Origin of the sequence: Massilia sp. BHUDP2, assembly GCF_046236355.1 — a bacterium.
Lineage (GTDB): Bacteria > Pseudomonadota > Gammaproteobacteria > Burkholderiales > Burkholderiaceae_D > Telluria > Telluria varians.
Genome location: NZ_JBJUVW010000004.1, coordinates 144,467 through 171,176, shown reverse-complemented (window position 1 = coordinate 171,176; position 26,710 = coordinate 144,467). Strand labels below are relative to the sequence as shown.

At 66.0% G+C, this 26,710-nt stretch carries 25 protein-coding genes; 13 read left to right on the top strand and 12 right to left on the bottom strand.

Features of this window, described 5'->3' with window-relative positions; all coding sequences use genetic code 11:
- Positions 1-52 precede the first annotated feature (52 nt).
- Positions 53-415 (top strand): nuclear transport factor 2 family protein, encoded by a 363-nt coding sequence (locus ACK6C6_RS22320; RefSeq protein ID WP_409269355.1) that lies wholly within the window; start codon positions 53-55, stop codon positions 413-415.
- Here the strand turns inward: ACK6C6_RS22320 and nth are convergent.
- The gene (gene nth, locus ACK6C6_RS22315; protein WP_409269353.1) at positions 412-1,104 is read right to left on the bottom strand and encodes an endonuclease III; all 693 of its coding nucleotides are present in this window, start codon (positions 1,102-1,104) and stop codon (positions 412-414) included. The genes ACK6C6_RS22320 and nth overlap by 4 nt on opposite strands.
- 9 nt (positions 1,105-1,113) lie before the next feature.
- Positions 1,114-1,806, bottom strand: a complete 693-nt coding sequence (gene rsxB / locus ACK6C6_RS22310) for an electron transport complex subunit RsxB (RefSeq protein WP_409269351.1) — start codon at positions 1,804-1,806, stop codon at positions 1,114-1,116.
- A gap of 164 nt (positions 1,807-1,970) precedes the next feature.
- Here rsxB and ACK6C6_RS22305 point away from each other — a divergent pair, with 164 nt between their 5' ends.
- The gene (locus ACK6C6_RS22305; protein WP_285375283.1) at positions 1,971-2,303 is read left to right on the top strand and encodes an RcnB family protein; all 333 of its coding nucleotides are present in this window, start codon (positions 1,971-1,973) and stop codon (positions 2,301-2,303) included.
- Positions 2,304-2,360: 57 nt separating this feature from the next.
- Here the strand turns inward: ACK6C6_RS22305 and ACK6C6_RS22300 are convergent, their stop codons facing one another.
- The 5 genes from ACK6C6_RS22300 to ACK6C6_RS22280 form a co-directional block, all read right to left on the bottom strand.
- Positions 2,361-3,596 (bottom strand): polyhydroxyalkanoate depolymerase, encoded by a 1,236-nt coding sequence (locus tag ACK6C6_RS22300; protein ID WP_409269349.1) that lies wholly within the window; start codon positions 3,594-3,596, stop codon positions 2,361-2,363.
- A 289-nt stretch (positions 3,597-3,885) separates the two neighbouring features.
- The gene (locus ACK6C6_RS22295; RefSeq protein WP_036211948.1) at positions 3,886-4,983 is read right to left on the bottom strand and encodes an NAD(P)/FAD-dependent oxidoreductase; all 1,098 of its coding nucleotides are present in this window, start codon (positions 4,981-4,983) and stop codon (positions 3,886-3,888) included.
- Between the two features lie 121 nt (positions 4,984-5,104).
- Positions 5,105-5,428, bottom strand: coding sequence for a ferredoxin FdxA (gene fdxA / locus ACK6C6_RS22290; RefSeq protein ID WP_027865906.1), 324 nt, complete (start codon positions 5,426-5,428; stop codon positions 5,105-5,107).
- 183 nt (positions 5,429-5,611) lie between these two features.
- On the bottom strand, positions 5,612-5,887 hold the full coding sequence (locus tag ACK6C6_RS22285; RefSeq protein ID WP_409269347.1) for a protealysin inhibitor emfourin: 276 nt from the start codon (positions 5,885-5,887) through the stop codon (positions 5,612-5,614).
- A complete protein-coding gene (locus ACK6C6_RS22280) occupies positions 5,884-7,383 on the bottom strand; it encodes a hypothetical protein (protein WP_409269346.1) in 1,500 nt (499 codons plus the stop codon). Before ACK6C6_RS22280 ends, ACK6C6_RS22285 begins: the two co-directional genes overlap by 4 nt.
- 183 nt (positions 7,384-7,566) lie before the next feature.
- On the opposite strand from ACK6C6_RS22280, the gene ACK6C6_RS22275 reads away from it, so the two are divergent.
- Complete coding sequence (locus tag ACK6C6_RS22275) at positions 7,567-7,848, top strand: polyhydroxyalkanoic acid system family protein (protein ID WP_027865904.1); 282 nt, start codon at positions 7,567-7,569, stop codon at positions 7,846-7,848.
- Between the two features lie 47 nt (positions 7,849-7,895).
- Here ACK6C6_RS22275 and ACK6C6_RS22270 read toward each other — a convergent pair whose 3' ends face one another.
- Together ACK6C6_RS22270 and ACK6C6_RS22265 are read right to left on the bottom strand one after the other, a co-directional pair.
- A complete protein-coding gene (locus ACK6C6_RS22270; protein ID WP_036211942.1) occupies positions 7,896-8,150 on the bottom strand; it encodes an acyl-CoA-binding protein in 255 nt (84 codons plus the stop codon).
- Positions 8,151-8,291: 141 nt separating this feature from the next.
- Complete coding sequence (locus ACK6C6_RS22265; protein WP_027865902.1) at positions 8,292-8,648, bottom strand: FKBP-type peptidyl-prolyl cis-trans isomerase; 357 nt, start codon at positions 8,646-8,648, stop codon at positions 8,292-8,294.
- Between the two features lie 181 nt (positions 8,649-8,829).
- Here ACK6C6_RS22265 and ACK6C6_RS22260 point away from each other — a divergent pair, with 181 nt between their 5' ends.
- The 5 genes from ACK6C6_RS22260 (at position 8,830) to ACK6C6_RS22240 (ending at position 17,411) form a co-directional block, all read left to right on the top strand.
- Entirely contained in the window at positions 8,830-9,639 is an 810-nt protein-coding gene (locus ACK6C6_RS22260; RefSeq protein ID WP_409269343.1) for an EI24 domain-containing protein, read from the top strand.
- A gap of 16 nt (positions 9,640-9,655) precedes the next feature.
- Complete coding sequence (locus ACK6C6_RS22255) at positions 9,656-10,441, top strand: competence/damage-inducible protein A (protein WP_409269342.1); 786 nt, start codon at positions 9,656-9,658, stop codon at positions 10,439-10,441.
- 338 nt (positions 10,442-10,779) lie between these two features.
- Positions 10,780-13,971, top strand: coding sequence for a transglycosylase domain-containing protein (locus ACK6C6_RS22250; RefSeq protein WP_409269700.1), 3,192 nt, complete (start codon positions 10,780-10,782; stop codon positions 13,969-13,971).
- Between the two features lie 53 nt (positions 13,972-14,024).
- Positions 14,025-15,386 (top strand): TAXI family TRAP transporter solute-binding subunit, encoded by a 1,362-nt coding sequence (locus ACK6C6_RS22245; protein ID WP_409269340.1) that lies wholly within the window; start codon positions 14,025-14,027, stop codon positions 15,384-15,386.
- Between the two features lie 69 nt (positions 15,387-15,455).
- Positions 15,456-17,411, top strand: coding sequence for a CocE/NonD family hydrolase (locus ACK6C6_RS22240; RefSeq protein WP_409269338.1), 1,956 nt, complete (start codon positions 15,456-15,458; stop codon positions 17,409-17,411).
- 140 nt (positions 17,412-17,551) lie between these two features.
- On the opposite strand, the gene ACK6C6_RS22235 is transcribed toward ACK6C6_RS22240, so the two are convergent.
- Complete coding sequence (locus ACK6C6_RS22235; protein ID WP_036211930.1) at positions 17,552-18,010, bottom strand: rhodanese-like domain-containing protein; 459 nt, start codon at positions 18,008-18,010, stop codon at positions 17,552-17,554.
- 286 nt (positions 18,011-18,296) lie between these two features.
- Here ACK6C6_RS22235 and glnA point away from each other — a divergent pair, with 286 nt between their 5' ends.
- The 5 genes from glnA to corA all read left to right on the top strand — a co-directional run bounded on the left by glnA (position 18,297) and on the right by corA (position 24,024).
- On the top strand, positions 18,297-19,712 hold the full coding sequence (glnA, locus tag ACK6C6_RS22230; protein ID WP_209588008.1) for a type I glutamate--ammonia ligase: 1,416 nt from the start codon (positions 18,297-18,299) through the stop codon (positions 19,710-19,712).
- 158 nt (positions 19,713-19,870) lie between these two features.
- A complete protein-coding gene (locus ACK6C6_RS22225; protein WP_409269337.1) occupies positions 19,871-20,389 on the top strand; it encodes a DUF4124 domain-containing protein in 519 nt (172 codons plus the stop codon).
- Positions 20,386-21,459, top strand: a complete 1,074-nt coding sequence (gene glnL, locus ACK6C6_RS22220; protein ID WP_409269336.1) for a nitrogen regulation protein NR(II) — start codon at positions 20,386-20,388, stop codon at positions 21,457-21,459. Before ACK6C6_RS22225 ends, glnL begins: the two co-directional genes overlap by 4 nt.
- 61 nt (positions 21,460-21,520) lie before the next feature.
- Positions 21,521-23,002, top strand: a complete 1,482-nt coding sequence (gene ntrC / locus ACK6C6_RS22215) for a nitrogen regulation protein NR(I) (RefSeq protein WP_409269335.1) — start codon at positions 21,521-21,523, stop codon at positions 23,000-23,002.
- A gap of 53 nt (positions 23,003-23,055) precedes the next feature.
- Positions 23,056-24,024: a magnesium/cobalt transporter CorA gene (gene corA, locus ACK6C6_RS22210; protein ID WP_209588011.1), complete on the top strand. Its 969-nt coding sequence runs from the start codon at positions 23,056-23,058 to the stop codon at positions 24,022-24,024.
- Here corA and ACK6C6_RS22205 read toward each other — a convergent pair.
- Positions 24,021-24,824 carry an EamA family transporter gene (locus ACK6C6_RS22205; RefSeq protein WP_209588294.1) on the bottom strand — a complete coding sequence of 268 codons (804 nt, stop codon included), beginning with the start codon at positions 24,822-24,824 and terminating at the stop codon, positions 24,021-24,023. The genes corA and ACK6C6_RS22205 overlap by 4 nt on opposite strands.
- Positions 24,825-24,889: 65 nt before the next feature.
- Positions 24,890-26,506: an NAD(P)/FAD-dependent oxidoreductase gene (locus ACK6C6_RS22200; RefSeq protein ID WP_409269334.1), complete on the bottom strand. Its 1,617-nt coding sequence runs from the start codon at positions 26,504-26,506 to the stop codon at positions 24,890-24,892.
- Between the last annotated feature and the right edge of the window lie 204 nt (positions 26,507-26,710).

Here is a 26,710-nt window from a genome sequence, read left to right as displayed (position 1 = left end):
AAGATGAAAGACGCGCCAAGGCTGGCGCGTTTTTTATCGACTTACGGAGACCATGAACCCGACTTCCCCCCTCGCTGTCGTCCAGGCGCAGCTCGATGCCTACAACGCCAAGGACTTGGGCGCCCTGATGGCCACCTACGCGCCGGATGCGCAGCAGTTCGCGCTGCATGGCGCTCTGCTGGCCCAGGGCCATGAACAGATCCGCCCGCGCTACCAGGAGCGCTTTGCCGAACCCGAGCTGCATGCGCGCCTCCTGAACCGCTCGGTCCTCGGCAACTTCGTCACCGACCTCGAGATCGTGACCCGCAACTTCCCGGAAGGCCGCGGCACGGTGGAGATGCTGTGCGTGTATGAAGTGGTAGACGGGCGCATCGTGCGCGCCTCGTTCGCCACCGGGGAAAAACGCCTCGGCTAGCCGAGTTCGGCGGCCTGGCTGGCCAGGTCGGCCGCCGGATCCATCGCCCCGGCGGGCGCCGGCGTCTTGTCCTTGAACTCGCACAGGTCGTTGATGAGGCAGTTCCAGCACTTGGGTTTACGCGCCACGCAGGTGTAGCGGCCGTGCAGGATCAGCCAGTGGTGGGCATCGTGAAGGAAGTCCTTGGGCACGAACTTGAGCAGCTTCTGCTCGACGATGTCGACGTTCTTGCCCGGCGCGATCCTGGTACGGTTCGACACCCGGAAGATGTGGGTGTCGACCGCCATGGTCGGCTCGCCAAACGCGGTATTGAGCACCACGTTGGCGGTCTTGCGGCCCACGCCGGGAAGGGCTTCCAGCGCCTCGCGCGCGCGCGGCACTTCGCCGCCATGCTGCTCCACCAGGATCCGGCAAGTCGCCATGACATTCGCGGCCTTGGTGTTGTACAGGCCGATGGTCGAGATATAGGACTTGAGTTCGTCCAGCCCCAGGTCGAGGATGGCCTGCGGGGTGTTCGCCACCGGGTAGAGGCGGCGCGTCGCCTTGTTGACGCCGACGTCGGTCGACTGCGCCGACAGCAGCACCGCGATCAGGAGCTCGAAGGGAGTCGTGAATTCGAGCTCGGTGGTCGGCTTGGGGTTGGCTGCGCGAAAGCGCGTGAATATTTCTAATCTTTTCGCGGGATTCATCGGTTTTGCTTACTTTTGCTCCGGTGGCGCATCGGGCACATTCGCGGCTGCCTTCTGGCGCGCGCGTTCCATCGCGGCCGCGATGATGGCGCGCTTGCGTTCCTTTTCCGCCAGCTCTTCCGGCGTATTGGTCACCTCCGCCGTCACCGCGCGCATCTTTTCCAGGGCCTTGGCGGCCAGGCGCGCATCGTTTTCTTCCTTCTCGCGGCGCAGGCGCTCGCTGCGGAAGTCGTGGCGGGCGCGCGCCGCATCGGCGGCTTCCTGCGACCAGGCGTCCCAGCCGGTGCGCTCCCCCGTCACCGGGACCATCGAGATGCAGTCGACCGGGCAGGGCGCCACGCACAGGTCGCAGCCTGTGCACAGGCTCGGCAGGATGGTGTGCATCTGCTTGGCCGCACCCATGATGGCGTCGACCGGGCAGGCCTGGATGCACAGGGTGCAGCCGATGCAGAGCGATTCGTCGATGAAGGCAACCGGGCGCGGGCGCTCGATACCGTTGGCGGGGTTGATCGGGATGACCGGCCGGCCCGTGACGCTGGAGAGGCGCCGGACGCCCTCGATGCCGCCGGGCGGGCACTGGTTGATCTCGGCTTCGCCGCGCGCGATCGCTTCCGCATACGGACGGCATGCGGGATAGCCGCACTTGGTGCATTGCGTCTGCGGCAAAGCGTCTTCGATCAGGTCGGCGAGGGTTTTGGTCACGGCGCGAAGGTGAGGCGTTCAAAGCCGACATTATCCGCCAAAATCGGAGGGGGTGCGAAGTTGCGTGGGATGCCACTGGCATCCCACGCTCTCCGTGCTGGAGCGAACAGACTGCCGGGTTCGTGCATGATGTACTGGAGCCTCGACGCTGAAGAGGAGCTCACATGAACAAACTCATCGTACCGGCGCTCGTCGCCGCGGTGCTGGCCGGTGGCGCCGCGGCCCAGGCGCACCAGCGCGGCGAACAGGAAGCCCGCGCGCAAGCGAAGCAGGCCGCCAGGCCGGGGCCGTACCGCAGCGTGGAGGCCAGCGGCCAGCTCAAGCGCGGCGAGCAGCTGCCGCCACGCTACCGGACGCATCATTTCGTGGTGGAGAACTGGAAGGCGCACCGCCTCACCGAACCGCCGCCGGGGCACCAGTGGGTGCAGGCGGGGAATGATTATGCGCTGGTGGCGATCGCCACCGGGGTGGTGCAGGAGGTGCTGGTGGGACGCTGAAACGCGCCGCCAGCCCCAAGGAAAAAGCCGGAGCGAGCTCCGGCTTTTTCACGTCGATCAGGCGTGCGCCCGAATGAACTCCCCGATCTTCGGGCAGATGATCTCGCGCCAGCGGCGGCCCGAGAAGATGCCGTAGTGGCCGCACTTGGGCGCCACGAACTCCTGGTGCATCTCCTTCGGGATGCCGGTGCACAGGTCGTGCGCCGCGCGGGTCTGGCCCAGGCCTGAGATGTCGTCCAGCTCGCCTTCGACGGTGAACAGGGCCACCGTCTTGATGTCCTGCGGGCGCACCAGCTGGCCGCCGACTTCCCAGGTGCCCTTCGGCAGGCGGTGTTCCTGGAACACGGTCTTGATGGTCTCAAGGTAGTACTCGGCCGGCATGTCGAGCACGGCGTTGTATTCGTCGTAGAACTGGCGGTGCGCCTCGGCCGAGTCGTCGTCGCCGCGCACCAGGTGCTGGTAGAACTCGCGGTGGCTCTGGGCGTGGCGGCCCGGGTTCATCGCGATGAAGCCGGCGTGCTGCAGGAAGCCCGGATAGACCTTGCGGCCGAAGCCCGGGTAGTTGCCCGGCACCGAGTAGATCACGGTGTTCTCGAACCAGGAGAAGGGCTTCTCCACCGCCAGGTCGTTGACCGCGGTCGGCGACTTGCGCGGGTCGATCGGGCCGCCCATCATGGTCATGGTCTTGGGCAGCTTCGGGTCCTTGTTGGTGGCCATCAGCGAGATCGCGGCCAGCACCGGCACGGTCGGCTGGCACACCGAGATCACGTGCACGTCCGGGCCGAGGTGGCGGATGAAGTCCTGGACGTAGTAGATGTAGTCGTCGAGGTGGAAGGGGCCGCTCGACAAGGGCACCATGCGCGCGTCGATCCAGTCGGTGATGTAGACGTCATGCTCGACCAGCAGGGCGCGCACGGTGTCGCGCAGCAGGGTGGCGTGGTGACCCGACAGGGGCGCGACGACCAGCACGGTGGGCTGCTCCAGCGCGGCGAATTCCTTGTCGCTCAGGTCTTTCTTGAAATGGATGAGCTTGCAGAACGGCTTCTCGACCACGGTGCGCTCGATGATGCCGACGTCGGCACCCTTGATGGGTACGGTCTTGATGCCGAATGCCGGCTTTTCGTAATCCTTCCCGAGGCGGTACATCAGCTCGTAGCCGGCAGCGATACGCTGCGAGAACGGGGTGTGCGCGAAGGGGGAAACGGGGTTCGAGAACAGTTTGGAGGACGCATCTGCCCACTGCATCAGCGGGGTCAGGAAGGAGCGTTGCATCTCGTGCAGTTGGTAAAGCATAAATAATTCCTTCGGATGGACTAGGCGTCGCAATCGTTTGCGCATGCTCTCAGTCAATTATAGGGGATAGTGATTTACTTGTGGAAACAGTCGTTTTCACATCCCTTGTGCATAGTCCAGTTGTAGCATATTTGCGCAATACTACTCGGTGAAGCGCCCCACATAAGCAGGTAGGCCCTGTCCGACAAGGTCCTTCCGTTGTTTGACCCTAACTGAACGCAGCCTCGAGCGGCAATAAAAAATGCCGCCGGGCTTGCGCCGGGCGGCTTTTTTTGAGGCTGGCTTACGCTCAGTCGAAGACCGGGGTTTCCACGCCGAGGATCTTGTGCAGCTTCGGCGAGGTCGTCGTGTACTGCATGTGGATCTTCTTGTCCGGGAAGATGTAGGGCGCGGCGCCGAAGGCGGCCAGCGCGGCTTCGTGGAAGCCCGACAGGATCAGCTTCTTCTTGCCCGGATAGGTGTTGATGTCGCCCACGGCGAAGATGCCCGGCACGTTGGTCTCGAACTTCTCGGTGTCCATGACCTTGAGCTGTTTGCGCTCGATGTCCAGGCCCCATTCGGCGATCGGGCCCAGCTTCGGCGACAGGCCGAAGAACACCAGCAGCATGTCCAGCGGGACGCGGCGGGTGACGCCGTCGGCGCCGGTGACCTTCACTTCGCTCAGCTTGCCGTCCGTTTCATCGAAGCCGGTGACCTGGCCGATGATCAGCTGCATCTCGTACTCGTCGCACAGGGCCTTCATCTTGGCCACCGATGCGGGAGCGGCGCGGAAGTCTTCGCGACGGTGCAGCAGCACGACCGACTCGGCCTTGCCAACGAAGTTCAGAGCCCAGTCCAGCGCCGAGTCGCCGCCGCCGCAGATGACCAGGTTCTTGCCTTCGAACAGAGCCGGATCCTTGACGCGGTAGAACAGCTGGCTGTTCTCGAACTTCTCGATGCCGTCGACCTTCATGGTGCGCGCCTGGAACGAGCCCACGCCGGCAGCGATGAAGATGGTCTTGGTGATGAAGCGGGTGCCGGTCGAGGTCTCGACGTTGAAGCGGCTGTCTTCGCGGCGCTGGACGGTGGTGACTTCCTGGCCCAGATGGAAGGTCGGCTCGAACGGCTCGATCTGCTTGAGCAGATTGTCGGTCAGTTCCTGGCCGGTGCACACCGGCACGGCCGGGATGTCGTAGATCGGCTTGTCCGGGTACAGTTCCACGCACTGGCCGCCGACGGCCGGCAGCGAATCGATGACGTGGGCCTTGATTTCGAGGAGGCCGAGTTCGAAGACCTGGAACAGGCCGACCGGACCGGCGCCGATGATCACGGCATCGGCTTCGATCGCGCCGGCGAACGAGCTGTTGGGAGCGATGGCGCCCGCTTCGTGGGAGGCACTGATAGTCATGCTGGAACTTTCTGTGAATTTAGCTGAAATGCGTGGGTGTGGACAGGACGTGGCCGCTAGTGTGCCATGATTGACGAACCGGTGCAGACGGCGGCCCCGGGCGGGGCCGCGTCGGTCATGGTCAGCGGGCCAGCTGGTCCAGCTTGTCCTTGACGTCTTTCCACTCTTCCGCGTCTGGCAGGGCCGGCTTGGTCTTGGTGATCGACGGCCAGAAACGCGCCAGGTCCGCGTTCAGCTTGATGAATTGCTGCTGATCCGACGGCACGTCTTCTTCCGCGTAGATCGCGTTCACCGGGCACTCGGCCACGCAGACGGCGCAGTCGATGCATTCGTCAGGATCGATGGCGAGGAAATTCGGGCCTTCCCGGAAACAATCTACCGGGCATACATCGACGCAGTCGGTATAGCGACAACGGATGCACGATTCGGTGACAACGTGGGTCATAACAGTCCTATTAGTTGGTCTAGTGTCGCGGCGCCGGGCGCTGAATCGGCCGGCGGGACTTGCAAAGCACTGTATTTTAGGGCAATTCGGGTTTTCCTACAAATCAGGCTTATACACAATATATATAAGCAAATGTAGCCGGTGATGGCGCACCCGAGGACGCCACCACCGGCCGCTCACGCGTCAGGCGCTGGTCCGCAGGCGGTCGAGCAGGGCCTGCCAGTCGCCGCCGCTGCCGTCCTCGCGCAGGAACACGGTGTGGCAGCGCGGGCCGTCCTCGACCGTGATCTCCCAGCGCGGCAGGTCGGCCCCGAGCGGGCAGCTCGGCGACGCCGAGAAGAAGTCGAGCCGCTGCAGGAGGTCTTCGAACTCGCCGCCGACCGGATGAAAGGCGGTGTCGAGGTCGTAGGCTTCGGCCAGCCCGGTGAAGCCGCCGCAGGCGCGGGCACTGATCTTCATGCCGACACCGGCACCACCGCCGCGTTCGGAACGACGCATTCGCCGAGCCGGCCGTTGGAGGCGCACCAGCGCGCCAGCGCCTGGGCTTCGCTGTCGAGCACCCGGTCCACCCGGTAGTACTCGGGCAGGTTCATGGTGCCGCAGCAGGAACGGCGGTCCTGGCGCGCCCCCGGCTTGTCGCAGACCTTGGGCGCCAGTGGCGTGCACATCGGCTGGACCATGGCGGCTTCGTCGGGCTGCTCGACCACGTCGCGGCGCGCGAACTGGTTGCGGATGAAGCCCGCGTAGGCGGCCGGCTTGCCGTCTTCGTCCACCAGGCGCAGCATCCCGTTGACCACGTCGACATAGGTGGCGGCGCTGTCGGGCGCGGCGATCAGGGCGCGCAGCAGCAGACCGCGCAGGTAGGCCGCGACCCGGTGCAGCACGGCGGCGCAGTCGTCGTGCGTGGGATTGCGCTCGTAGGCGAACATGTCGGCCAGCACGTCGTACATGGCGCCGGTGAAGACCTGCGAGATCGCGTGCACCTGGGTGCCGGCCTGCCCCAGCGTCAGGTTGTTGTCGGCATTGCGCAGGCCGGTGCTGCCGCCCAGCGCCATCCCGAACTGTTCGGCGATGTCGGACAGATAGGTCTTGTCGTGCAGGTGGGCCTTGGTCTGGGCCACCACCGCCTCGCACTGGTCGAGCTGGGACAGGGCCAGGAAGATCGCGGTGAGGTCGCCGAAGGCTTCGTGCAGTCCGCCGGTCTGGGGCGGGGCGTCGGCCTGCAGCCATTGCGGCTTGAGGCCGTCGAGCACCGCGTGCGCGGTCTCGTGGGCCACGATGTCGAAGGAGCGGCAGGTGTACACGCGCGCAGACTCATCCGGCTGCGCGCCGCCTTCGCCGGGAGGAATGAAGTCGCCGAACTTCAGGCAGCCCTGGGTGCGGCTGTAGAAGGCATTCATCACGTTCGGCAGGCCGTAGGGATAGACCGTCAGCGGACGCGTGTCCATGCTGGTGTTCCACTGCCAGGGCAGGGGCATGTCGAGGCCGGCGGCGAGCATCGAGCGCTGGTACATGGTCAGGGTCTGGCGCACCACGGCAAAGGTGTGCACGGCGTCGAACTGCGGGGTGTCGGGCTGGGTGACGAAGTCGCCGAAGGCATTCGGTTCGACCGGGTCGATGCCGGGCGCGCCTGGAGCGATGCGGGCGTCGCGCGGGCCGGCCAGCACCGGGCCGGGTAGGTAGGCGCGGCGGGTGCCGATCTCGCCCACCGAGGGGTCCTGCTTCCACATCAGCACGCGCGCGCCGAAGGCGTGCGGCAGCGGCGGCACCTCGAGCTCTTCTTCCTCGCGGGAGGACTCCATCTTCTGGTCGCCGGATGGCTCGGCGGGCTGCTCGAGCAGCTTGGCGAGGCGGTGCTGTTGCTGGTAGGGGGCGCTGGGCGTGGGGATGAAGCGGACCGGCGGCTGGTCACGGGGCGTGTCCAGTTCGTCCGGCAAGAGGGCACCTGGTTCCATGACGGCTCCTTGCGAAATGTCGGGCGGCATATCCATGGTCGCGCGCCGGGCGGCGCGGATATTGACAAGAGTCAATTGATTTGGATCGGGGCCCGAAACGCTCGCCAGACTGGCCGACTCGGCCGTCTGCTGGCATCATGGCGGACTTTTCTTGCAACGAATTCAGTAGAAGGATGAACCAGCATGTCGGAAATTAGCATCGTCCAGGAACATAACCTGAGCCCGCAAGAGGCGCGCGAGGCCGCCCAGCAGGTGGCGCAGCGGATCGCCACCGAGTATGGCCTGGCGTGCAAGTGGGATGGCGACGTGCTGCGCTTCGAGCGCAGTGGCGTGGAAGGCGCGCTCAGCCTGGAAGGCCAGCGGGCGGCGATGCGGATCCGCCTGGGATTCTTCATGGGCGCATTCGCCCCGGCCATCGAGGCCAAGGTGACGGAAAAGATGCGCAAGGTGTTCGTGCCTGCCTGACCCATGGGGCAGGCAGCGGCCGCCGTCCGGGCGGCCGTGGGAGCTGGTCAGCCCTTCAGTTCTTCGATCAGGTCGATGTACTGCTGCATCGCGTCGTCCTGCGAGGTGCCCTTCAGGGCGGCCCAGGCGTCGTACTTGGCGCGATTGACGAAATCGGTCATGCCCGGGCGCTCGCCGCTGACGTCGCCGTTCGCGCCCTGCTTGTACAGCGCGTAAATCTTCAGCAAGGTCATGTTGTCCGGGCGTTCCGGCAGATTCTTGGATTCGGCCTGGGCCTGGGCGAACTGTTCCTGCAAGCTCATGAGTACTCCTGTATTGGTTGCGTTGGCAATGTGCTAAATGCGAGGGCATCTTAGCGCAGGAGGAGGGTGCACGCCGGGAATCCGGGCGCATTTTAGAGGGGATGCTCAGGCGGCGCCCGGGGAGGGCGCCGCCCGATGGTCTTACACAGCCAGCAGTTCGACGTCGAAGATCAGCGTCGCATTCGGCGGAATCACCCCGCCGGCGCCGCGCGCGCCGTAGCCCAGGCTGGCCGGGATGGTCAGGCGGCGCTGGCCGCCGACCTTCATGCCCTGCACGCCTTCGTCCCAGCCGCGGATCACGTGGCCGGCGCCCAGCGCGAACTGGAACGGGTCGTTGCGGTCCTTGCTCGAATCGAACTTGGCGCCCTGGCTGCCGTCGTCGTTGCGCAGCCAGCCGGTGTAGTGGACGGTGACGTACTGGCCGGCTTTCGCCTCGTCGCCGCTGCCGACGACGGTGTCTTCGTATTGCAGGCCGGAATCAGTGGTATTGGTGGACATGGTTTTCCCTGTTGTTCAAGTTGAACGGCGATTGTAGTGCATCGCCCCTGGCCGCGCCAAACGCCAGCCCACCGGTCTCCTGCGCGCATTTGCGTAGAATGGCGATATTGAACTCAGAACAAGGAGCCACGATGCCGCTTCGCTGCCCGCCCGTTGTCCATCCGACCTGCAAGGCCCGGCCATGAAGGGCGTCGGCACCGCCTACCGGCGCGCGCTGCGCGCCCAGTTCTCGCGTCGCATGCTGATGCTGTCCGGCGCCCCGCTGGTGCTGTCGCTGCTGTTGTGGGGCGCGCTGCTGTGGACCGGCCTGCAGCCGCTGCTGGACTGGCTGCAGGGGACCTTTGCGGACTACGGCTGGTTCCAGACCAGCGGCAACATGCTGGCCATGCTCGGCCTGGGCATGCTCAAGGTGATGGTGGTGCCGCTGCTGGCGATCGCGCTGCTGCTGCCCCTCATGATCGGATCGGCGCTGCTGTTCATGGGCGTGATCGCGATGCCGGCGATCGAGCGCCACGTCGGCAAGCACCAGTACCCCAAGCTGGAACGCAAGGAGGGCGGTTCCTTCGTCGGCAGCATCGCCATCAACGTCGGCAGCACCGCGGTGTTCGCGGTGCTGTGGCTGTTCACGCTGCCGCTGTATGCGGTGCCGCCGCTGGCCTGGCTGGTGCAGGCCTGCCTGTGGGCCTGGGTGACCTCGCGCGTGATGAGCTACGACGCGCTGGCCGCGCATGCCAGCCCCGAGGAACGGCAGGAACTGATGCGGCGCCACCGCGGCGCGCTGTGGGGCATCGGCTTCGCCTCCGGCCTGGCCGGCGCCTTGCCCGGCATCGCCTGGATGGGCGGGGCGCTGCTCTCGATCGTGCTGTTTCCCTTCCTGGCCATGCTGTCGCTATGGCTGTACATCATGATCTTCCTGTTCGCCGGGCTGTGGTTCCAGTATTTCTGCCTGGGGGCCTTGGAGGAACTGCGCGCCGGTACGGCCCAGGCTTGAACGAAAGGAGAGGCACATGGCATTCGGCCTGATCGTCATCGGTGACGAGATCCTGTCCGGCAGGCGCCAGGACAAGCATTTTTCGAAAGTGGTGGAGCTGCTCGGGGCGCGCGGCCTGCAGCTGGCCTGGGCGGAGTTCGTGGGCGACGACCCGGACCGCCTGACCGACCTGCTGCGGCGCAGTTTTGCCGGCGGGGACATCGTGTTTTCCTGCGGCGGCATCGGCGCCACGCCCGACGATCACACGCGCCAGTGCGCGGCCGCGGCGCTCGGCCTGCCCCTGGTGCTGCATCCCGAAGGGCGCCTGAACATCGAGGAGCGCATCCGCGAGACCGCGCGCGAGGCGGGCCTGGAAGCGGACCTGGGGGCCCCGGAAAACCTGCAGCGCCTGAAGATGGCCGAGTTCCCGCAGGGCGCAGACCTGATTCCGAATCCCTACAACCGCATCGCCGGGTTCAGCGTGCGTGAGCACCACTTCGTCCCGGGCTTCCCGGTCATGGCCTGGCCCATGATCGAATGGGTGCTCGACACCCATTATTCGCATTTATTTCACGCCAGTGTCCACCTGGAACGCTCGCTGATCGTTTATGAACAGGCGGAGGCCTCGCTGACCCCGCTGATGGAAGCGCTGGAGCGCGATTATCCCGGCCTGCGGGTGTTCAGCCTGCCGAGCGTGGGCGACGCGCACACCCGGCGCCACATCGAGCTGGGCGTGAAGGGCGCGCCTGCGCAAGTGGAGCCCGCCTTCCTTGCCATGCAGGCCGAACTGCAGAGCCGCGGGGCCGAATTCCAGTGTTTGTAGAACTGCATGCCGTCCTGATAACTCAGCCGTTGTTTTTTTGCGAAAATACATCGCGCGCATCAAAATTGTTAAACGGCGTCTCGCGCGGGTCGTGTTGATGTGGTGGAATGATACCTGTGGAGGTGCAATCCTGAGTGAGTTTGCACCGCGCATTTTTGCAGACTGACGAGGACCCAATCACTCGAACACAACAGGGCAAGGATGGCGGGCAGGTTGCAGGGATTGAGCACGAATTGATTCGAACCAGTTGAGCCATCATGGAAAGTATTCGCCGCATCGAGCGGCCCAGTAATGTCATACGCGCGCTAGGCGAGTGGTTGCGGCGAACTGCCCAGGCCATGTCCGGCGGCGCCCCCGTGCTTGCGTCCGCGGGCGGCAACGATGTTCCCCTGTACGAAGCCTATCCGCACCTGGCGGCGGGCAGCGGCGCGCCCGGCAGTGCGCCCTTGCCTCCGCCCGAAGGCCCCGAAGGCGCTCCCGAAGGATCGCCCGAGCCGGCGCCGCGCAAGCGCCGCTGGAAGCCCTGGTTCTACCTTGCCCTCCTGATCCTGCTGGTGCTGCTGGGCGGCTGGGGCGCGCTCGAAATACGCACTTCGCGCCTGCAGGCGAAGATCTTCGCCGAGATGGCCGACGACCTGAGCTTCCGCATGGAAAAGGGGGCCAGCCCCGCGATCCGCTTCCCGGCCGCCAGCCCCTACGACACCCGCCTGGGCTATGCCGGCATGCCGGCCTACCTGGAAAAGCTGCAGTCGCGCGGCTACCACATCGACGCCCAGGCCCGCATGTCGCCCAAGATGGTGGAATTCGCCGACCGCGGCCTGTACGCCACCTACCACGAGAAGACCAAGGTCGGCCTCGAGATCCTCGACTGCCGCGCGCAGCCGCTGTTCGCCTCGCGCTTCCCCGAGCGCTTCTACCACAAGTTCGAGGACGCGCCTTCGCTGCTGGTGCAAAGCCTGCTGTTCATCGAGAACCGCGAGCTGCTCGACCCGGCCTACCCGCACCGCAACCCGGCGGTCGAATGGGACCGCTTCTCGAAAGCGGTGTTCGACAAGACCCTGAGCAGCGTCGGCCTGGGCGGCGGCGGGCGCGTCGCCGGCGGCTCCACGCTCGCGACCCAGATCGAGAAGTACCGCCACTCGCCGGAAGGACGCACCGGTTCGCTGCAGGACAAGATGATCCAGATGGCCTCGGCCACGCTGCGCGCCTACCAGGACGGCGAAGACACCACCAAGGCGCGCCGCCAGATCGTGCTCGACTACCTGAACACGGTGCCGCTGTCGGCCAAGCCGGGCTACGGCGAAGTCAACGGCATCGGCGACGGCATGTGGGTCTGGTACGGACGCGACTTCGACAAGACCAGCGCCATGCTGCGCGGCCCGATGAACAGCCAGGATGCCGTCACCGCCTACAAGGAAGCGCTGTCGCTGATGATCGCGCAGCGCCGTCCGGCCTACTACCTGGGCGCCGGCGAGCATGACCTCGAAACCCTCACCAACAGCCACCTGCGCGTGCTGGCGCAGGCCGGCGTGATCTCGCCGCAGCTGCGCGACGCCGCGCTGAAAGTGGCGCTGCATCCGGCCCAGGGCTCGGGCGTGGCCCCGCCGGGCGCCGACGCCTTCGTCTCGCGCAAGGCCGCCAACGCGGTGCGCAACCATCTCGGCTACCTGGTGGGCGATTCGCGCCTGTACAACCTCGACCGCCTCGACCTGTCGGTGGTCTCCACCCTCGATGCGGGGGTGCAGCAGGCCGTCACCGACGTGCTGCGCAAGCTGTCCGACGCCGAACACGCGAAAGAAGCCGGCCTGACCGGCAAGGGCATGCTCGGCAACGGCGACCCGGCCCAGGTGGTGTACAGCTTCACCCTGATGGAACGCGGCGAGCACGTGAACTACCTGCGGGTCCAGACCGACAACTACGACCAGCCGCTCGACATCAACGAAGGCGCCAAGCTCGACCTCGGCTCCACCGCCAAGCTGCGCACCCTGGTGACCTACCTCGACATCGTCGACCAGCTGCACAAGCGTTTCGAGCCGATGGACGAGATCGGCCTGATGGGCGTGGAAGTCGATGCCAAGGACCGCATGTCGCAATGGGCGCTGGAATACTTCCGCACGCTGCCGCGCGGCGCCGACCGCGGCCTCAAGCCGATGCTGGCGGCGGCGATGGAGCGCAAGTACTCGGCCAATCCGGGCGAAGCCTTCTTCACCGGCGGCGGCCTGCACACCTTCGGCAACTTCAGCAAGCTGGACAACAGCAAGATCATGACGGTCACCGAAGCGCTGCGCAGTTCGACCAACCTGGTCTTCGTGCGCATGATGCGCGACGTGGTGCGCTACTACATGTTCCAGCTGCCGGGCTCCTCGGCCCAGCTGCTGGCCGATGCCGACGACCCGCGCCGCCAGATGTACCTGGCGCGCTTCGCGGACAACGAGGGCAAGGTGTTCCTGGCCAAGTTCTGGAACAAGTACAAGGGCAAGACCCCGCAAGAGGTCGAAGCGCTGCTGTTCTCGGGCGTGCGTCCGCTGGCCTCGAAACTGGCCGCGGCCCACCGCACCGTGTTCCCGGGCGCCACGATGGCGCAGTTCGGTAACTTCATCGATAAATCGCTGCCGGATTCGCACGACATGGATCCGGACCGCATTCCGAAGATGTACGAGATGTACGACCCGAAGAACATGACGCTGGCCGACCGCGGCTACGTGGCTTCGGTGCATCCGCTCGAGCTGTGGCTGGCGGGCTACCTGATCACCCACCCGAAGGCCGGCTGGACCGAAGTGACCAACGCCAGCGTCAAGGAACGCCAGGAAGTCTATTCCTGGCTGTTCAAGACCCACCGCAAGCATGCCCAGGACAAGCGCATCGCCGGCCTGATCGAGGTCGAGGCCTTCCTGAAGATCCATGCGCAGTGGAAGAAGATGGGCTACCCGTTCGATTCGCTGGTGCCGTCCTACGCGACCACGCTGGGCGCCTCGGCCGACCGTCCGGCCGCGCTGGCCGAACTGATGGGCATCATCGTCAACGGCGGCGTGCGCAAGCCGGTCGAGCGCATCGACTCGCTGCACTTCGCCAAGGACACCCCGTACGAGACCCTGGTCAAGCGCACCAAGGGCGGCGGCAAGGAACAGGTCCTGGCGCCGGAAGTGGCGCGCGTGGTCGCGGATGCGATCCAGGGCGTGGTCACCGACGGCACCGCCAAGCGCGTCAAGACCTCCTTCGTCCAGTCCGACGGCAGCGTGATCGCCGTGGGTGGCAAGACCGGCACCGGCGACCAGCGCTTCGAGACCTATGCCAGGGGCGGGCGCGTGATCGAGTCGCGCTTCGTGAACCGCTCGGCGACCTTTGTCTTCAACATCGGCGAGCGCTACTTCGGCAGCATGACCGCCTACGTGCACGGCCCGCAGTCCGGCAACTACGACTTCACCAGCGCGCTGCCGGTGCAGCTGCTGTCGAACCTGGCGCCGAGCCTGATGCCGATGATCGAGCCGCCCGCGGGCAGCATCGCCGCGCAGCGCCAGTGCGTCCGTTGAACGGGCAGCCTGGCACATCCGGTGAGGTAAAGCGTGGCGCGCTCAAACGCGCCATGACGCGCGTGCGGCAGTTCAGCATCGTGTCCCTGCGCGACCTGCTGGTCGCCAGCGGGCCGACCCTGCTGGCGGTGATCGCGGTCGCCGTGCTGGCCTATATCTGGGTCGACCCGGCGCCGCCGCGCCAATTCTCAATGGCCACCGGCCAGTTCAACAGCGCCTACCAGGAATTCGGCCGCCAGTACGCCGCCCGGCTGGCGCGCGACGAGATCAAGCTGAGCCTCCAGCCTTCGCTGGGCTCCTACGAGAACCTGCAGCGCCTCATCGAGGGCAAGGTGGACGTGGCCTTCGTGCAGAGCGGCTCGACCGAGAACGGACAGGCCGAGCCTCAGGTGGACACGACAGGCCTGGTGTCGCTGGGCAGCCTGTTCACCGAACCGGTGTGGCTGTTCCTGCGCGAAGGCGCCAAGGTCACCCACCTGACCGACCTGAAGGGAAAACGCATCAACCTGGGGCCGGAAGGCACCGGCGTGCCGCGCCTGTTCCGCCAGGTGCTGGACGCGAACGGGATCGCACCGGGCGAGCTGCAGATCGGCGCGCTGGAGAACACGCCGGCCACGGTGGAGCTGCTGGCCGGGAAGATCGACGGCCTGGTGTTCAGCTCCGCACCGGAAGCGCCCTTGATCCAGATGCTGCTGCAGACCCCGGGCATCCGGCTGTTCAACTTCAGCCAGGCCGATGCCTACACGCGCCGCCTGCCTTTCCTCACGCACGTGGTGCTGCCGCGCGGGATCGTCGACCTCGGGCGCGACATCCCGGCCCAGGACTACCACATGATCGCCCCCACCGCCACCCTGGTGGCGAGGGAGGACCTGCACCCGGCCCTGGTGGGGCTGCTGGTGAAGTCGGCCGGCGAGATCCACGGCAAGGCGGGCTGGTTCCAGCAGCAGGGCCAGTTCCCCTCGCCGAAGTACACCGAGATTCCGGTGGCGCGCGAAGCGGAGCGCTACTACCGCGATGGCCCGCCTTTCCTGCAGCGCTACCTGCGCTTCTGGCTCGCCAACCTGTTCGAACGCCTGTGGGTGGTCGCGGTGGCGCTGGCGGCGCTCCTGATTCCGCTGTCGAAGATCGTCCCGCCGATCTATGTGTGGCGCGTGCGTTCGCGCGTGTACCGCTGGTACGGCGAGCTGCGCAAGGTGGAACAGGAGCTGGAAGCGATCGCGCCTGACGACCGGGAGGCCGCGCGCGAAGGCTTGCTGCTGCGCCTCGACGACATCGAGGAGCGCGTCAACCACATCTCGATCCCGCTCGCCTACGCGGAAGAGCTGTACCGCCTGCGCAGCCACATCAACTTCGTACGCGAGCGGGTGCGCGGCACCATCGACCAGCACGGCATCGCAGTCCCCCAGAAGACCTAGCGGAAATAGCAATTTTTCTCTTGGAAACGGATTACACTGGCGGCCTTTGTCCCGATTTCGAAAGAAGCCATGATCCGTCGTCCCTTGTCCGCCCTCGCATTGGGCGTGATGCTGGCCTGCAGCGCAGGCGCGCAGGCCACCAGCCAGGCCGTAGCACATGCCGATGCGCCGGCACAAAAGCGCAACCCGCGCGAGGCCTACACCAAGTACGAATACCGCATCCCGATGCGCGACGGCGTCAAGCTGTTCACCACCGTGTACGTGCCGAAGGACAGCTCGAAACCCTATCCCTTTCTGATGCAGCGCACGCCCTACAGCGCGGGCGTCTACGCGCAGGGCGAGCAGCGCTACGGCGTGGACTGGTTCCCCGAGGCGCTCAGCCCCTCGCGCGAGCTGGAGGACTCCGGCTACATCTTCGTGACCCAGGACGTGCGCGGCCGCTACATGTCGGAAGGCAGCTGGCAGGAGATGACGCCGCATGCCAAGGCCAAGCGATTGAAAGGGGAGGGGCAGGAAAGCGAGGACATGCACGACACCGTCGAATGGCTGCTCAAGCACGTCCCCAACAACAACGGACGGGTCGGCATCTGGGGCATCAGCTACCCGGGCTTCTACACGGCGGCCAGCATCATCGACTCGCACCCGGCCATCAAGGCCGCTTCGCCGCAGGCGCCGATCGCCGACCTGTACATGGGCGACGACTCCTACCACGGCGGCGCCTTCATGCTGTCGGCGAACTTCGATTTCTACTCGTCCTTCCTGCCGCAGCAGAATCCGACCACGGGCAACAAGGAGCGTTCGCGCTTCGCCTACGGCGAGGCCGATGCCTACGACTTCTTCCTGAAGCGCCTGACGATGGAGAACATCCTCGCCAGCATGAGCGCCGAGCAGCGCGAGCTGCTCGAGCCGACCATCGTGCACGACACCTACGACGAATTCTGGCGTTCGCGCGCCATCACCCCGCACATGAAGAACGTCAAGGCGGCGGTGCTGACGGTGGGCGGCTGGTTCGATGCGGAGGATCCGGCCGGGCCGTTCGCGATCTACAAGGCGGTCGGCAAATACAATCCCGGCACGCCGAACGCACTGGTGATGGGACCCTGGGTGCACGGCGGCTGGGCGCGCAGCGACGGCGCGCGCCTCGGCCACGTGAATTTCGACGCCAAGACCAGCGAATACTTCCGCCGCGAGATCCAGTTCCCCTTCTTCGAGCAGCACCTGAAGGGCGTGAAGCCGGCGCGCGCCTTGCCCGCCGTGACGGCCTTCGAGACCGGCACCAACGTCTGGCGCAGCTACGCCGCCTGGCCGCCGGCGCCCGCCAGGGCGCGCACCCTGTACTTCGGCCCGAACGGCACGCTGGGCTGGCAGCAGCCGGCCGCTTCAAGCGCCGGCTACGACGAATACGTGGCCGACCCGAAGAAGCCGGTTCCCTTCATCGGCTACCCGGCCACCGGCGTGCCGCGCGAGTACATGGTGTCGGACCAGCGCTTCGCCGCCACCCGTCCCGACGTGCTGGTGTACCAGAGCGAGGTGCTGGAAGAAGACGTGACGGTGGTCGGTTCTGTGGTGCCGAAGCTGTTCGTGTCGACCACCGGCACGGACGCCGACTGGGTGGTCAAGCTGATCGACGTCTACCCGAGCGAATACCCGACCCCGGCCGTCGAGCGCAAGGGCAACGACGTCGCGCCGCCGAGCCTGAACCTGGGCGGCTACCAGCAGCTGGTGCGCGGCAATCCGCTGCGCGGCAAGTTCCGCAACAGCTTCGAGAAGCCCGAGCCTTTCACCCCGGGCAAGCAGGAAGCGCTCAGCTTCGACATCGGCGAGGTGAACCACACCTTCCGGCGCGGCCACCGCATCATGGTGCAGGTGCAGAGCTCGTGGTTCCCGCTGGTCGACCTGAACCCGCAGACCTTCACCCACATCCCGAAGGCCAAGCCGGAAGATTTCAAGAAGGCGACCCAGCGCGTGTACCGCGCACCGGGGGCAGCGTCGGGCCTGCAGCTGATGGTGATGCCGGCGCAGTGATTTACGTAGGGGTGATCTGGTCCAGTGGACCAGATCACGCTTCGCCGTCCGCGCGTTCAGCTCGCGATAGAACAGCCGCACAGTCTATTCATACTTGGTTTGAACGCGTGGACGGCATAGCCGTCCACCCTACAAAAGCGTCAAGCGCCAACCCAGGGCAAGCCGGCCTTGCACCAGCCGCCAATCGTCTTGCGGTGCCCCTCCGCATCGCGGTCGCCCTCGAAACCTTCCAGGATGTCGTAGGACTCGGCAAACCCGTGTTCGGTCGCCACGCGCGCGCTGTGGCGCGAGCGCACGCCCGAGCGGCACAGGAACAGCAGCACCTCGTCCTTGCGCGCGACCTGCTCGAGTTGCGCACCGAAGGCGGGATTCGGCGCCCCGCCCGGATAGGTGGCCCATTCCACCGCGACATGCTGGGTGTCCGGAATCGCCACCCGGCCGACCCAGTCGCGCTCGGCGTTGGTGCGTACGTCGACCAGCTTCACGCGCGGATCGCTGCGCAGGAGCGCGAAGGCTTCTTCGGGAGTGACCGCGCCGGCGTAGGGCTGGCCGCCGGCGCGCTGGCGGGCTTGGGCAAGGATGGTCTCGGTAGTCGTCATGATGTGATCCGTTTTGAACAAGAAAAGTCGATGCACCAACTTGGTTCGGTGTATCCTGCGCTGCGATGGTGCATCGGCGCCACTCTCGCACCAAGATGGTGCGGAGGTGCACTGCCAGGCGATGCCCCGGCCGGACGATTTTAGGCCGGATACGAGCGATTTCCAACGAAGCATTGTGCATTTGTTCATGACGGCAGCTTGGCACGGTTCATGCTTTGATGTATGGCAAGTTGCCCCGCTGCGAGGTTTTCCAGCGCGGCACCCCCTTTTCAATCAGGAGATACGAATGGCAAAGACGGCTGCAGACGTAATTCAACTCATCAAAGACAACGAAGTGAAGTTCGTTGACCTGCGCTTTGCAGATACCCGCGGCAAGGAGCACCACGTGACCGTGCCGGTCTCGCACTTCGACGAAGACAAGTTCGAGTCGGGCCACGCCTTCGACGGTTCGTCGATCGCCGGCTGGAAGGGCATCGAAGCGTCCGACATGCTGCTGCTGCCGGACCCGGCCACCGCCAACATCGACCCGTTCATGGAAGAGACCACCCTGTTCCTGCAGTGCGACGTGATCGAACCGTCGGACGGCAAGGGCTACGACCGTGACCCGCGCTCGATCGCCAAGCGCGCCGAAGCCTACCTGAAGTCGTCGGGTATCGGCGATACCGCCTTCTTCGGCCCGGAACCCGAATTCTTCATCTTCGATTCGATCAAATGGCGCGTCGACATGTCGGGCTGCTTCGTCAAGATCGACTCGGACGAAGCATCCTGGTCGACCGACAAGGACATCGAAGGCGGCAACAGCGGCCACCGCCCGACCGTCAAGGGCGGCTACTTCCCGGTCCCGCCGGTCGACAGCTTCCAGGACATGCGCTCGGAAATGTGCCTGATCCTGGAATCGATGGGCATCCCGGTCGAAGTGCACCACCACGAAGTGGCCGGCGCCGGCCAGAACGAAATCGGCACCAAGTTCTCGACCCTGGTCGAGCGCGCCGACTGGACCCAGAACATGAAGTACGTGATCTGGAACGTCGCCCACAGCTACGGCAAGACCGCGACCTTCATGCCGAAGCCGATCAACGGCGACAACGGCTCGGGCATGCACGTGCACCAGTCGATCTGGAAAGACGGCAAGAACCTGTTCGCCGGCGACGGCTATGCCGGCCTGTCGGAAACCGCGCTGTTCTACATCGGCGGCATCATCAAGCACGCGCGCGCCCTGAACGCGATCACCAACCCGGGCACCAACTCGTACAAGCGCCTGGTGCCCGGCTACGAAGCGCCGGTCAAGCTGGCCTACTCGGCCCGCAACCGCTCGGCCTCGATCCGCATCCCGCACGTGGCGAACCCGAAGGGCCGCCGCATCGAGACCCGTTTCCCGGATCCGCTGGCCAACGTCTACCTGTGCTTTGCCGCGCTGCTGATGGCCGGCCTGGACGGCATCCAGAACAAGATCCACCCGGGCGAAGCCGCGACCAAGGACCTGTACCACCTGCCGCCGGAAGAAGACAAGCTGATCCCGACCGTGTGCTCCTCTCTGGAAGAAGCGCTGGAAGCCCTGGACAAGGACCGGGAGTTCCTGACCCGCGGCGGCGTGTTCTCGGACGCCATGATCGATGCCTACATCGAGCTGAAGATGAACGAAGTGCAGCGCATGCGCATGACCCCGCACCCGGTCGAATTCGACATGTACTACTCGGCGTAATCGATTGGTCAACAGAACCGTTGTGCTCATGCATCACCGGGCGTAAGGGTCTGTAACAAAGGCGGGGAAAGCGAGGGCTTTCCCCGCCTTTTTTCATCCTTCCTGTACACTCGCCGGGTCTACAATGCGTGCACGTTTATTGTGCAGACTGATTTCTGATGGGAAAGACAATTAGCCTCTTCCGCCTCATGGCGATGGTGCTCGCCGCCATGGTGCTCCACAACGGGGCGCACGCGCAGGGCACCGTCTACAAGTGCGTGGACGACCAGGGACGCGTCGAATTCACCGATACCAGTCGCAAGGGCTGCAAGGCCCTCGACCTGCCGGGCTATGCGCCGCCGCCGGCGCCGCGTGCCTCCGCCCCGATCCCGGCCGTGCGCCCGATGAGCCCGGGGCCGGCCGCCGCCGTCAGTCCGGCCAGCTTCCCGCGCGTCGACACGGCCCAGCAACGGGCGCGCGACGACGACCGCCGCGAGATCCTCAACGACGAGCTGCGCATCGAGCAAAAAAAGCTGGCCGACCTGCGTCGCGACTTCAACAACGGCGAGCCGGAACGCCAGGGCAACGAGCGCAACTACGCCAAGTACCAGGAGCGGGTGGCCTCGATGCGCGCCGAGATCGGCCGTACCGAGCGCAACATCGAAGCGCTGCAGCGCGAGATCAGCAATATCCGATGAGCGATCCGGCATCCGCGTCGCGTTTCGCCGGCCTCGACCTGCTGGCATCGAGCGTCCTGCTGCTGGGACCCGTGGGCGAGGTGCGTTACGCCAACCCGGCCGCCGAGAACCTGCTCGAACTCTCGTTGAAATCCCTGCAGCGCGCGCCGCTGCCCGAACTCTTCACCAACGGCCAGGAGCTGGCCGCGCTGTGCGCGCAGGCGCTGGCGCACCAGTACGCCGACCTGCGCCAGGACCTGGTCTTGCAGCGGAACGGGCGCGAGCCCCTGCACGTCAACAGCATCGTCAGCGCACTGGGCGAAGACGAACTCCTGATCGAGCTGCGCGAGAACGTCCAGCAGCTCAAGCTAGACCGCGAGGAGCGCATCCTCGACCAGAGCCAGGCCAACAAGGAGCTGATCCGCAACCTGGCGCACGAGATCAAGAACCCGCTGGGCGGCATCCGCGGCGCGGCCCAGCTGCTCGAGCTCGAGCTGCCGCCGCAGCACCCGGCCGACCTGACCGAGTATACCCAGGTGATCATCAAGGAAGCTGACCGCCTCCAGACCCTGGTCGACCGCCTGCTGGCGCCGCACCGCAAGCCGCACATCGTCGGCGACGTCAACATCCACGAGGTGTGCGAGCGCGTGCGCAGCCTGATCCTGGCCGAGTTCCCCACCGGCCTGAGCATCCGGCGCGACTACGACGCCTCGATCCCCGAGTTCAGGGGCGACATGGAGCAGCTGATCCAGGTGGTGCTGAACATCGCCCACAACGCCGCCCAGGCATTGAGGGGGCGCATCGCGGCGGGCGACGCCGAGATCGTGCTGCGCACCCGGGTGGCGCGCCAGGTCACCCTGGCCAAGGTCCGTTATGGGCTGGCATTAGATTTGCATATCATCGACAATGGACCGGGCATCGCGCCCGAGATCCGCGACCGCATCTTCTACCCGCTCGTCTCCGGGCGCGAAGGCGGCAGCGGCCTCGGGCTGACGCTGGCGCAGACCTTCGTGCAGCAGCACCTGGGTGTGATCGAGTGCGAAAGCCGGCCTGGACTGACGGATTTCCGGATCCTGCTGCCCCTGCCATAAGCGGGGCAATGGCATCCCCCGTGAGTCCCCGAATTATCCATATTGCGGGAACCACGAACACATGAAACCAATCTGGATTGTCGACGACGACGCATCGATCCGCTGGGTGCTGGAAAAAGCCCTGGCGCGCGAAAGCCTGGAGACCCGCAGCTTCGCCAACGCGCAGGATGCGCTGGCCGCTTTCGAGACCGATACGCCGCAGGTGCTGGTGTCGGACATCCGCATGCCGGGCGAATCCGGCATCGAACTGCTCGGCGCCGTCAAGGCGCGCCACCCCGGCCTGCCGGTCATCATCATCACCGCCTTCTCCGACCTCGATTCGGCGGTCGCCTCGTTCCAGGGCGGCGCCTTCGATTATCTGGCCAAGCCCTTCGACATCGACAAGGCGGTGGCCCTGATCCGGCGCGCGCTGGAAGAGAGCCTGCGCGAAGCCAGCGTGGAAGCGGCGCCCGCCGAGACCCCCGAGATCCTCGGCCACGCGCCGGCCATGCAGGAAGTGTTCCGCGCCATCGGCCGCCTGTCGCAATCCAACGTGACGGTCCTGATCACGGGGGAGAGCGGCACCGGCAAGGAGCTGGTGGCGCGCGCCCTGCACAAGCACAGTCCGCGCGCCTCGCAGCCCTTCATCGCGCTGAACACCGCCGCGATCCCCAAGGACCTGCTGGAATCGGAACTGTTCGGCCACGAGCGCGGCGCCTTCACCGGGGCCCAGGCGATGCGGCGCGGCCGCTTCGAGCAGGCCGAGAACGGCACCCTGTTCCTGGACGAGATCGGCGACATGCCCTTCGATCTGCAGACGCGGCTCCTGCGGGTGCTGTCCGACGGTCACTTCTACCGCGTCGGCGGCCACCAGCCGGTCAAGGCCAATGTGCGCGTGATCGCCGCCACCCACCAGAACCTTGAACAGCGCGTGCGCGACGGCCTGTTCCGCGAAGACTTGTATCACCGCCTCAACGTGATCCGCCTGCGCCTGCCTTCGCTGCGCGAGCGCAGCGAGGACATTCCGATCCTGGCGCGCCACTTCCTGGTGCAGAGTGCACGACAATTGGGCGTCGAGCCGAAGCGCCTGTCCGAACAGGCGATGCGCTTCCTGGCCGGACTGGAGTTGCCCGGCAACGTGCGCCAGCTGGAAAACCTGTGCAACTGGATCACCGTGATGGCCCCGGGCCAGACCGTCGAGGTCAAGGACCTGCCGCGCGACCTGACGCAAGTGGCGCCGCTCGTGTCGCCCCTGCAGGAGTCGGGGCCGGCCGGGGCCGCGCAGGCGCCGGCGCCGGCCGCGGCGCCAGTCGCACCGGGCGCGCCGATGTCGCCCGAAGGCTGGATCGCGCTGCTCGAACAGCAGGCCGCCGGCATGCTCAGCGCCGGCCAGACCGACGTGATGGACACGCTCGGGCGCCAGTTCGAGTCGGCCCTGATCAAGACCGCCCTCAAGCACACGCACGGGCGCAAGAACGACGCCGCGATGCGGCTCGGGATCGGGCGCAATACCATCACGCGCAAGATCGTCGAGCTTGGGATAGATGGCGCACGTGACGAATGATTGCAATGGTGTAAGCTGGCGAATCATGTGCCGATTTGCCGCTTACACCATTCATGCTGATTAACTGTGTCGCCTACCAGGAAGGCAAGAAACTGTCCGATATCCCGGTCGTGGATATCAGTGAACACCTGAAAGAGCCCGGCACCTTCGTCTGGGTCGCCTTGCGCGACCCGGATGCCGCGGAAATCGCCACCATGCAGGAAGAGTTCAACCTGCACGAACTGGCAGTGGAAGACGCCGCCCGTGGCCACCAGCGCCCCAAGATGGAAGAGTACGGCGACAGCCTCTTCATGACCGTGCACATCGTGGAGCTCGACGGCGACGAGATCGGCACCGGCGAGCTGGCCATCTTCGCGGGACCGAACTATGTCCTGTCGGTGCGGCGCGACGCCAACCGCGGCTTCCTGGGCGTGCGCGCCCGTGCCGAGCGCGAGCCGCACCAGCTGAAGAAGGGCGCCGGCTTCGTGCTGTATGCGCTGGTCGACGCGGTCGTGGACCGCTACTTCCCGGTGGTCGACATGCTCGAATCCGAACTCGAATCGATCGAGGACCACATCTTTGGCCAGCAGGGCGGGCAGCGCGGCAACGTCGAGCGCCTGTATGCGCTCAAGCGCAAGTCGCAGATACTGCGCCATGCCGTGGTGCCCTTGATGGATGCAATCGGACGCCTGCACGGCGGCCGGGTGCCGGGGCTGGTGGTCGAGACCCAGGACTACCTGCGCGACGTCCACGACCACCTGCTGCGCATCCTTGGACGGCTGGACGCGGTGCGCGACACCATCAATACAGCGATCCAGGTGACGCTGTCGATGGTGGCGATCGAAGAGAACGACATCAGCAAGAAGCTGGCCTCGTACGCGGCGATCTTCGCCGTGTTCACGGCCTTTGCCGGCATCTGGGGCATGAACTTCGAATTCATGCCGGAGCTGAAGTGGAAGTACGGCTACCCGGCGGCGCTGTGCGTGATGGCCGGAGTGTGCTTCTATCTGTACCGGCGCTTCAAGAAAGCCGGCTGGCTTTAAACCTTTTTGCCCGCCGTGGCCGCCGCGCCGCCGCAAGCCAGGATCACCAGCAGGATCGCCAGCCACTGCATGCCCGTGAGGCGCTCGCCCAGCACCACCCAGCCGGCCAGCGCCGCGAAGGCCGGCCCGGCGCTGACCAGGATGCCGAATACGCGCTGCGGCAGGCGCGCCAGCGCCGCCATCTCGAGGGAATAGGGCAGGGCGCTCGACAGCACCGCCACCGCCAGGCCGCCGGCCAGCACGGTGGGCAGCAGCAGGCTCCCTCCCGCATGGGCGGCGCCCACCGGCACCGTGAACAGCGCCGCCGCCAGCATGCCCCAGGCTACCGCCTGTCCTCCATTGAGATGGGAAACGCGCTTGCCGAACACGATGTACATCGCCCAGCAGAAGGCCGCGCCCAGCGCATACGCCACCCCGGCGGGATCGAGCGGGGCGACGCCTTCGTGCACCGGCGCCAGCAGCCACAGGCCGAACGCGGCCAGCAGCACCCAGGCAAAATCGCGCGCGCGGCGCGAGGACAGCACGACCACGCCCAGCGGGCCGACCACTTCGATGGCCACCGCGATGCCGATCGGGATGCGCGCGAAGGCGCCGTAGATCAAGAGGTTCATACAGCCCAGCATCAGGCCGTACACGAGCAGGTTGAGCGCGTCGCGGCGCGCGGGCAGGCTGCGCCAGGGACGCACGATGGCCAGCATGATGACGGCGGCCAGGCCGACGCGCACCGCGGTCACGCCCTGGCTGCCGACCAGCGGGAACAGGTGCTTGGCCCAGGCGGCGCCGGCGTTCACCGATACCATCGAGGCCAGGATCGCCAGGCCGGGCCCGAGCGTCCCGCTGCCCGCTTGCGCGCCGGCGCTTCCGCTCACGCGGCCATCGCCAGCGCCACGGCTTCCGCCACGCGGATGCCGTCCACCGCCGCCGACATGATGCCCCCGGCGTAGCCTGCGCCTTCGCCGGCCGGGAACAGGCCGCGCGTGTTCAGGCTTTGCAGGTCATCGTCGTTGCGCTTGATGCGGATCGGCGACGAGGTGCGGGTCTCGACGCCGGTCAGCACCGCGTCTTCCTTGTAGTAGCCCTTGATCTGCTTGTCGAAGGCGACGAAGGCTTCGCGCAAGGCGACAATCGCGTACTCCGGCAGCGAAGGCGCCAGGTCGGTCAGGTGCACCGCCGGCCTGAACGAGGGGACCACCGAACCGAATTCCTTCGACGGCCTGCCTTTCACGAAGTCGCCCATCAACTGGCCCGGCGCGTCGTAGTTGCTGCCGCCCAGCACGTAGGCGCGCGATTCCAGCTCGCGCTGGAAGGCGATGCCGGCCAGCGGGTGGCCCGGGTAGTCCTCGGGCGTGATGCCGACCACGATGGCGCTGTTGGCGTTGCGCTCGTTGCGCGAATACTGGCTCATGCCGTTGGTGACCACGCGGCCTTCTTCGCTCGATGCCGCCACCACCGTGCCGCCCGGGCACATGCAGAAGCTGTAGACGGAACGGCCGTTGGAGGCGTGGTGCACGATCTTGTAGTCGGCCGCGCCCAGCAGCTTGTTGCCGGCGTTCGGGCCGAAGCGGCAGACGTCGATCAGCGATTGCGGGTGCTCGACGCGGAAACCGATCGAGAAGGGCTTGGCCTCGACGTAGACGCCGCGCTCGTAGAGCAGTTCGAAGGTGTCGCGCGCGCTGTGGCCGATCGCCATCACCAGGTGGCGGGTGGGGATCTCTTCGCCGTTCGACAGGCGCACGCCCTGGACCTGGCGCACACCGTTTTCTTCACTCACGTAGATGTCGTCCACGCGCGTCTCGAAGCGGATCTCGCCGCCCAGGGCAATGATCTCGGCGCGGATCTGCTCGACCATCTTCACCAGGCGGAAGGTGCCGATATGCGGCTTGCTGACGTACATGATCTCTTCCGGCGCGCCGGCCTTGACGAACTCGGTCAGCACCTTGCGGCCGTAGTGCTTCGGGTCCTTGATCTGGCTGTACAGCTTGCCGTCCGAGAAGGTGCCGGCGCCGCCTTCGCCGAACTGCACGTTCGACTCGGTATTGAGCTTGCGCTTGCGCCAGAAGCCGAAGGTATCCACGGTGCGTTCACGCACGACTTTCCCGCGCTCGAGCACCAGCGGGTTCAGGCCCATCTGGGCCAGGATCAGGGCCACGAACATGCCGCAGGGCCCCATCCCGACCACGACCGGGCGCGGCGTGCCGGGCGCCGGCTTGGCGGCGGGGACGAATTTGTAGCCGGTATCGGGCGAGGGAAAGACCTGCTGGTCCTTGGCGAGGCGCGCCAGCACGACGGCCTCGTCGCGCACGTCGACGTCGATCTGGTAGATCAGTACGATCGCCGCTTTCTTGCGCGCGTCGTAGCTGCGTTTGAAGACCGTGAAATCGACCAGGTCGGCGGCCTGGATGCCGAGGCGCGCAAGGATGGCGTCGCGCAGGGCGGGTTCGGGATGGTTGAGGGGAAGCTTGAGTTCGCTGATTCGGAGCATAGGAGTCGAAAACCTGGTTGCTGGCAATGCAACAATGAAAGGGAAGGGCCGGGGCCAGGCCGGCCAATCCGCTATTTTACCCAAGAGCCGCTCCGCATGGAGGGGCGGAGGCAGGGTGTTCGATGTTGCGTAAAACAAACACTTGAACTCCCCCATCGGTGGGGGAAGCGCGATCGCCGGCCATCGTCCAGGATCTCCGGTCCG

Coding starts and splice junctions, on each gene's coding strand:
- ACK6C6_RS22320 (WP_409269355.1), top strand. CDS start 53: ATGAACCCGACTTCCCCCCTCGCTGTCGTCCAGGCGCAGCTCGATGCC.
- nth (WP_409269353.1), bottom strand. CDS start 1,104: ATGAATCCCGCGAAAAGATTAGAAATATTCACGCGCTTTCGCGCAGCC.
- ACK6C6_RS22305 (WP_285375283.1), top strand. CDS start 1,971: ATGAACAAACTCATCGTACCGGCGCTCGTCGCCGCGGTGCTGGCCGGT.
- ACK6C6_RS22300 (WP_409269349.1), bottom strand. CDS start 3,596: ATGCTTTACCAACTGCACGAGATGCAACGCTCCTTCCTGACCCCGCTG.
- ACK6C6_RS22295 (WP_036211948.1), bottom strand. CDS start 4,983: ATGACTATCAGTGCCTCCCACGAAGCGGGCGCCATCGCTCCCAACAGC.
- fdxA (WP_027865906.1), bottom strand. CDS start 5,428: ATGACCCACGTTGTCACCGAATCGTGCATCCGTTGTCGCTATACCGAC.
- ACK6C6_RS22285 (WP_409269347.1), bottom strand. CDS start 5,887: ATGAAGATCAGTGCCCGCGCCTGCGGCGGCTTCACCGGGCTGGCCGAA.
- ACK6C6_RS22280 (WP_409269346.1), bottom strand. CDS start 7,383: ATGGAACCAGGTGCCCTCTTGCCGGACGAACTGGACACGCCCCGTGAC.
- ACK6C6_RS22275 (WP_027865904.1), top strand. CDS start 7,567: ATGTCGGAAATTAGCATCGTCCAGGAACATAACCTGAGCCCGCAAGAG.
- ACK6C6_RS22270 (WP_036211942.1), bottom strand. CDS start 8,150: ATGAGCTTGCAGGAACAGTTCGCCCAGGCCCAGGCCGAATCCAAGAAT.
- ACK6C6_RS22265 (WP_027865902.1), bottom strand. CDS start 8,648: ATGTCCACCAATACCACTGATTCCGGCCTGCAATACGAAGACACCGTC.
- ACK6C6_RS22260 (WP_409269343.1), top strand. CDS start 8,830: ATGAAGGGCGTCGGCACCGCCTACCGGCGCGCGCTGCGCGCCCAGTTC.
- ACK6C6_RS22255 (WP_409269342.1), top strand. CDS start 9,656: ATGGCATTCGGCCTGATCGTCATCGGTGACGAGATCCTGTCCGGCAGG.
- ACK6C6_RS22250 (WP_409269700.1), top strand. CDS start 10,780: ATGTCCGGCGGCGCCCCCGTGCTTGCGTCCGCGGGCGGCAACGATGTT.
- ACK6C6_RS22245 (WP_409269340.1), top strand. CDS start 14,025: ATGACGCGCGTGCGGCAGTTCAGCATCGTGTCCCTGCGCGACCTGCTG.
- ACK6C6_RS22240 (WP_409269338.1), top strand. CDS start 15,456: ATGATCCGTCGTCCCTTGTCCGCCCTCGCATTGGGCGTGATGCTGGCC.
- ACK6C6_RS22235 (WP_036211930.1), bottom strand. CDS start 18,010: ATGACGACTACCGAGACCATCCTTGCCCAAGCCCGCCAGCGCGCCGGC.
- glnA (WP_209588008.1), top strand. CDS start 18,297: ATGGCAAAGACGGCTGCAGACGTAATTCAACTCATCAAAGACAACGAA.
- ACK6C6_RS22225 (WP_409269337.1), top strand. CDS start 19,871: ATGGGAAAGACAATTAGCCTCTTCCGCCTCATGGCGATGGTGCTCGCC.
- glnL (WP_409269336.1), top strand. CDS start 20,386: ATGAGCGATCCGGCATCCGCGTCGCGTTTCGCCGGCCTCGACCTGCTG.
- ntrC (WP_409269335.1), top strand. CDS start 21,521: ATGAAACCAATCTGGATTGTCGACGACGACGCATCGATCCGCTGGGTG.
- corA (WP_209588011.1), top strand. CDS start 23,056: ATGCTGATTAACTGTGTCGCCTACCAGGAAGGCAAGAAACTGTCCGAT.
- ACK6C6_RS22205 (WP_209588294.1), bottom strand. CDS start 24,824: ATGGTATCGGTGAACGCCGGCGCCGCCTGGGCCAAGCACCTGTTCCCG.
- ACK6C6_RS22200 (WP_409269334.1), bottom strand. CDS start 26,506: ATGCTCCGAATCAGCGAACTCAAGCTTCCCCTCAACCATCCCGAACCC.